Origin of the sequence: Dactylosporangium sucinum (genome assembly GCF_014647515.1) — a bacterium.
Lineage (GTDB): Bacteria > Actinomycetota > Actinomycetes > Mycobacteriales > Micromonosporaceae > Dactylosporangium > Dactylosporangium sucinum.
Genome location: NZ_BMPI01000147.1, coordinates 1 through 5,748, shown reverse-complemented (window position 1 = coordinate 5,748; position 5,748 = coordinate 1). Strand labels below are relative to the sequence as shown.

The following is a 5,748-nucleotide window of genomic DNA, read 5'->3' as shown; positions in this document are numbered from 1 at the left end:
GGCCGGGAAACCGCCGGCACGAAGGCTGCTGGACCTACGCCCAGATCGAGTCACCGCGCCAGCGCCCGACCCTACGTTAAGTGTTGATCAAGGGCCGTGGGATGTCCGGTTGATCTTCATTAGACGGGCGGCCTATGCCCGGGGCATGGTCGTGGCCCGGTGCATGACCGGGCTCCTCCAGGAGTGCTCGTCGGGTCGTGGCGGCGGGTTCAGGTGAGCGGTCGGGGTAGCGCGGTGAGCCGGTCGAACGCGGCGACCAGATCGGTGGCCCAGGGCCAGTGCTCGGCGATGCGCAGCCGGGTTCGTCGGGCGGTGCGGGTGATGCGGGCAGCAACGTGCAGCAGCCGGTAGCGCAGCTTCTTGGGTTCGGCGGCGGCGAGGTCGCCGTCCAGCAGCAGCATCTGGGTCCAGGCGAGCAGGTCGATGGCGGTGAGGGCGAGCTGGAGCCAGGCGGCGTTGATCGCGAAAACGCGGGACGGGAACCGGCCGAAGCCGGTGTCCTTTCCGGTTCGGATGCGGTCCTCGACGCGGGCGTGACCGCGGTGGCGGGCTTCGAGGTACTGGATCGAGCCCTGGCCGGGTGGGGTGTCGGTCGCGAGGACCTGGTGGCGCATGCCTTCGATGGTGTCGAACAGCGACAGCTGCGCGCCGGGGTGCGGCCGTTCGCGGCGCACGATGAACCGGGTCCCGGCCGGGAACCCGTCGTCGGCGACGAGGCCGGTCAGTTCGCAGATCTCGGCGCCGTCGCGGGGTTCGCCGTCGCCATCAAGGGCGGACACCCACTGGCCGTGCTCTTTGGCGGCAAGGATCGCCTGCCGGATCGGTTCGGTGATCGCGACGCCGACGGAGAAGCGCGCGTCGATGCCGTGTGTGCGCAGTTCGCGGATGTGGGCGAGTAGACCGTGGGTGCAGCCGGCGGAGTCGGAGCGGATCAGGATCGGGGTGCCGTGCCGGTGCGCGTCGGGGATCTGGGCCAGGGCGTCGTCGAGGACGGTGATGTGGTCGGCGGTGGTGTTGGACCCGGCCCGGCCTTCGCGCAGCATCCCGGACAGCGCTTCACGGGTGTTGTCCAGGAAGCAGAACAACGGATGGAACCCGAACGTATGTTTCCAGGTCGGGGTCGCGGACTCCTTTTCGGAGTGGCAGATCACGATGGAGGCGTCCAGATCGAGGACCAGACCCGGGACCGGCAGACCGGCCGCGGTCACCTGGGGCAGCCCGCCGCGGGTCTCGATCCGCTGCGCCCAGGCCAGTTCCCGCGCCGCAGCGCGAGCGGCATGCAGCCGGGCGAGGACCGCACTGTCCATATCGGACAGCAGTCGCCACGCCGTGGGGTCCGACGCGACCCGTCCGAACAGTTGCGTCTGATCGCGCAGCACGGCCAGGTCCGAGATCGCCTCACCACCGTCGGCGAGCATCACCGCCAGATCGACCGCGATCCGGCCTGGGTCGTGCACACCGCGCCGCTGCCGCAGGTCAGCGAGGGCCTCACCGCAAGCAGCGGTCAGCCCGGTCGCATCAGCGACGTCAGCCAGCAGCCGGGCGCCGGCATGGCCGACCACGCCACGCCCGTCTGCACTCACGACGATCTTCGGGCGTGTTCCGGTAACCTTCACCCTGCGGGTGCCTTTCGTTGGGATGGATAAGACCCTCAGCAAGTCCTATCTTCCCAGCTCAAAAGGCACCCGTTCCTTATCGACCCACCATGTGGGCAGCCCTCAACGAAGGGCCCAGGTTAGGCCCGGACAAGCCGCGACATCCACCCCGGCATCTGGCTCAGGGCCGACCCGATGCGCAGCGATCCGGCCGATAGGAGAACATAGAAAGGCAGGCACGATCTTCCGTCACGATCATTGGCTTCGACACCCAAATGATCATCGGAAGTCGTGCCTGCACCGTTACACCGAATCGTCACGGCGCGTCCGATTCAATCCCGGACCGATCAGGACATGCCGCGACCTTGCCGGGGCCGTGACGACACCCCTACGATATCGAAGCACCGTTGTAAAACTAACCAGGGCCGCTTGGCGTAGCCGGCCCCGGAAGGTGCGTTTCCGGGGCCGGCCGTTGCATTGTTCGGATTTGTTGCCCGAAATCAGGATGCTGCGCCGATTCCGCCGCTGCAGGTGACGTTCGGGCAGTGCACGACCTTCAGCGCTGGCCAGGCGGAGTAGCTGATCAGCGGCAGGCCGTCGACGCCGGTCGTGATCGAGGGGTAGTTGCCGGTGTCGCCGGCACTGTCCAACGTCACCGTAGTCGTCGAGGTGCAGGCGATGTCGTTGCAGTGGGCGACCTTGGCGTCGTCGTTGTCTTCGTCGGAGTAGACGATGACGCCCAGGCCGTCGCCGCCGATGGTGATCTGCGGGTTCTCGTTGGCGACGACAGCATTGGTGCTGACGGTCGTGGTGGTGACGGCGGTGCAGGTGAAGTTGACGCAGTGCGCGACGAGCACTTCTTCATAGCCGTGGTGGTCTTTGTGTACATAGGTGATCAGTCCGAGCCCATCCCGGCCGATGGTCAGAGAGGGATCACGTATTTCGTGGCGGTAACCGACGAATTGGTCAACGCTGGTCGTGGTGACCGATGAGCAGTCGGCGTTGAAGCAGCGGGCGACTTTCAGGTGGGAGTCGTGGTTGCCGACTTCGGACTCGTAGGCCAGGATCGCGAATCCGTTGGCGGCGGTCGCGATGGACACGTCGTCCGAAACCGGACTGGCGGTGTCGATGATGGACACCTTCGTTTCGCTGCACGATCGGTTGAGACACTTGGCGACCTTGACGTACCACCCGTTGGCCTGGCTGTAATCCCTGTAGGCGATCAGGGGCAAGCCGTCGCCCCCGATGGTGAGTGAGGTCTGTCGGAACGCGGTTGCCGCCGGATCGATGGTGTTGATGGTCACTGAGGTGCAGGCGATGTTGCGGCAGTACGCCACGCGGAGATCGTCGACGGTCTGGCCGGCGGCATTTCTCGGCACGACGTAGCTCATAATCGGCAGCCCGTCACTACCGACCTTGATGGATGCGGGGTCAATGGCGTCGTACATGGAGTCGATGCCGATCGACGTGATGGCGGTACAGCCGGGATTCTGACAACGCGCAAAGCGCAGCTGCTTGACGGGGTTGGAGTCGTGGGGGTCGTAATTCAAGTAGCTCATGATCGCGAGGCCGTCGCTGCCAATCGCCATGGAGCTCATCCTGTTGCCGAGTTTCGGGTTCGGGTCGGCCATTGTGGTGGTGGAGCCGACACCCGGGGCCGGCACGGGAACCGGCGGCAGCGGGCTGGTGCACAGCTCGTTGGAGAACTCCTCGCCGGCCCGGCCGAACATGACAAACGTCGACACCTCGTAACACTGCCGGGTACCGGCCGCGATGGTGTCGGTGAAGGAATAGGTCTGCCCGACACCGGTGCTGCTGGTCGAGGTGACCGCACCGATCTGCAGGAGTTTGCCGCCGGCGGCGTCGCGGCGGAACACCCAGAACTCGTCCTCGTCCTGCGAGCGGTCCGTCCACTGCAGGGAGACCGAAGTCCCGGAGGCCTGTACCGAGTTGAGCACCGCCGCCGGCGTCGAGGGCGGGGTAGCCGCCGCCGGCGCCGCCACAAGCGAAGCCACCACAACCACGGCGGCCAACCCCGCCGCCCGCCCCAATATCTTCTTGCGTATCGTCATCGTCGTCGTCCTGTCCATGAGTCCTGTGCGCTTTCGGCCGCAGCTCACCGTCGGCCCCCGAAACCAGGCCGACAAGCTCCCCGGCGCGGTCGACCGCGAAAAGTGCGACGCGGCCATCGGCGCTCGTCTCCATAGCGAGCGAGCACTCCAACTCCGCGTCCCACGCAATCGACACACGCGAGCAACACAGCGACCATCAGCAGCCGTCACGATATGCTAAAAAGTCGCTGCTGAAGCCACGCTGACGCGACCTACCAGCGCAGCGTCATCAACCTCGGCGTGACACACAACATCGAAGTGAGTGTTGAATCCAAGGAACCCAACCAACGCGGCTTCAAACCCTAACCCAAACGGTGGACAATCGAACGAACGCTGGGCTGGCTGATGTTGTGCCGCCGGTTGGTGCGTGACTATGAAGCACTCCCCGCACGGTCACGAACCATGATTCATTGGGCAATGATCGATGTCATGTCCCACAGGCTGACCGGCGAATCCGCCCCAAGCTGGCGCGGCGACCCTCAGCAATCGAACAATTAGTCATAGCTTCAAATGAAAGATCCTCTTACGGGTTCCGCCCGAGTCGCCGGGCTAATGACGCGCTTGCTGAGGTGCGTCATTACGCCGCTAACTCCTATGGGCGACATCAAGGCGTGTTCGACTGCGTCGATCATGAGCTCATCGTGAAGGCGGTCGCGGCGCATACAGCACCTGGCCGTGTGCCCGATGTGCGCCTGACGAGCAAAGATAGTCGTGGATGTGATGCCTGGGAATGGGCGCCATGAGGTTGCCTGGTCGCTCGCGCCGGCGGCTAGGACGTGCGGCTCGCCTCCGCGATCGGCTCGGCCGAGACGCGGTCGCCACCCGATGGACCTGCTGGTCGGACCGCGCCGAGCTGTTGACGCACCACGCGACAGTGGACGGTCCGTGGTCCGCAGTGGACGTCTATGTGGACCACGAACCGTCCACTGTCGCGTGGAACAGGCTCAGCGGCAGCAGAAGTATCCGGTCGCGACGTTGGAGTTGCTGATCGAAGTAACGCCATCGCCGTCGATGAACATCACCGTGAAGTAGATCTCATCGCGGTAGTTGTTGCCGAGCCAGTCGCTCGGATCCTCGTCGAGTTCACGGCCGGGTGCCAGGAACTGGTACCGCAGATGGATGCCGTCCGATTCGGCCGTGTATCCCGGGTCGTTCCGGAACCAGGTCTTTTCAAATCCCGTGCCGTTGGCGAAGGGCGACAGCAAGGCGTCGAAAAGCGGGTCGTCCGCGAAGAACCGGACCAGCATGCGGGCGCCGTTGTTGTAGTACCCGTGCGAGTCGTACTCGTTCATCGGAATCCAGACGTTTATCGTGACCGGGTACTTACCGCCGGGCTGCGGATTTCGATCGATGCTCAGCTTGGCGGACATGGTCTTGGCCTGGGCCGGTGCGGCGCCCAGACCCACCGTCATGCCAAGTGCCATCGCCAGGCTGACAACCGCTGCAGCGATTCGCGCCGCAGACCGTCTGAGGCTCACCATGGTGCTGCTTCCTCTCGTGGACAATGCCGATCCCTGAGCGCGCTCAGAACGCCTGGGCTTCGTACTCCGCAGGCATTTCTGCACCTCCAGCTCATGCTCGATCGGCTGAACTCACACGACGGTAGGAGCCGAGTGGCGGACGGCGATTGGGGAGATCTCCCTAACTTTTGATGCTGCCGTCGTACCTGCTCGCGGAACCCGACCAGTGCGTAACTGCGGTCGTGGGTGTCCTGGCTGTGCTGGGCCAATTCGCGCCGGTCGATGGCCAACACGGTGCGGCGCCCCCGCTGGAACGGTGACCCGCTCAGAGATCGGTCCGGTACGGACGCCGAGCAACAGTCACGACGTGAATGAGCCTTTCCGGGTAACGGCGGGCGACGCTGTAAAGTCGCTTGCGCTACCGCGGTGGTGACGCGCCGAATCCGGTGCGGTGCAACGAAAAGACGCAGCACCCCGGTATGAAGGGCGACCGCGGGCAGGCCCTCTCAGAGGACGTCTGATTCACGAAGTTTGTGAGTTATGTACGTTCAGGTGTCTCGCCAGGTTGGGGTGGTTTCGTCG

At 64.8% G+C, this 5,748-nt stretch carries 3 protein-coding genes; all 3 read right to left on the bottom strand.

Features of this window, described 5'->3' with window-relative positions; genetic code table 11:
* Nucleotides 1-209: 209 nt before the first annotated feature.
* Nucleotides 210-1,616 carry an IS1380 family transposase gene (locus tag IEZ31_RS55220; protein ID WP_444542485.1) on the bottom strand — a complete coding sequence of 469 codons (1,407 nt, stop codon included), beginning with the start codon at nt 1,614-1,616 and terminating at the stop codon, nt 210-212.
* A gap of 479 nt (nt 1,617-2,095) precedes the next feature.
* Complete coding sequence (locus IEZ31_RS55215; protein WP_190258203.1) at nt 2,096-3,667, bottom strand: hypothetical protein; 1,572 nt, start codon at nt 3,665-3,667, stop codon at nt 2,096-2,098.
* A gap of 983 nt (nt 3,668-4,650) precedes the next feature.
* Nucleotides 4,651-5,187 (bottom strand): hypothetical protein, encoded by a 537-nt coding sequence (locus tag IEZ31_RS55205; RefSeq protein ID WP_190258201.1) that lies wholly within the window; start codon nt 5,185-5,187, stop codon nt 4,651-4,653.
* Between the last annotated feature and the right edge of the window lie 561 nt (nt 5,188-5,748).